The 408-nt window shown below is 80.1% G+C and carries 1 pseudogene; it reads right to left on the bottom strand.

The features are described 5' to 3' along the window. Window positions 1-408, bottom strand: a pseudogene (locus tag ACVMLK_RS21345) (hypothetical protein); the annotation flags it as partial.

The raw sequence follows: 408 nt of genomic DNA, 5'->3' as shown, positions 1-408 counted from the left end.
CCGCGGGTCAGCGCGGCCAGGGCGGCGGCGACATCCCGCGCCGCGGCCGAGTCGTAGTCCAGGCCCAGCGCCGCCAGCAGACCGGCGAGGTCGGCGAAACCGAGGCGAAGGCGCAGCGCGCGGCCGCCCGTCAGCACCTCCAGCGCCTGCAGGCCGGTGGCCACGGCCGCCTGATAGCCGGGAATGTCGAAGCCGCCCGCCTCGTCGAGGAAGGCGGGCAGGTTGAGCACGAAGCGCGGCTCCGCCCGGGCCTCGCCCTTCCCGGCCGGGGCGCCCGCCCAGGTGGAGGCCCCCGCCCAGGTGGAGGCTCCGGGCGCGGCGCGGCGCGCCAGCAGCAGGCGGCGCAGGGCAGCGGCGAGTCGCGGGGCTTCCGCGGGGTCGAGCAGCGGCAGCTCCCCCCCGCCGGGC

The sequence above is a fragment of the Teichococcus aerofrigidensis genome (assembly GCF_054073225.1).
Note: the sequence above shows the minus strand (reverse complement) of the source record. Positions and strands in the feature narration are given on the sequence as shown.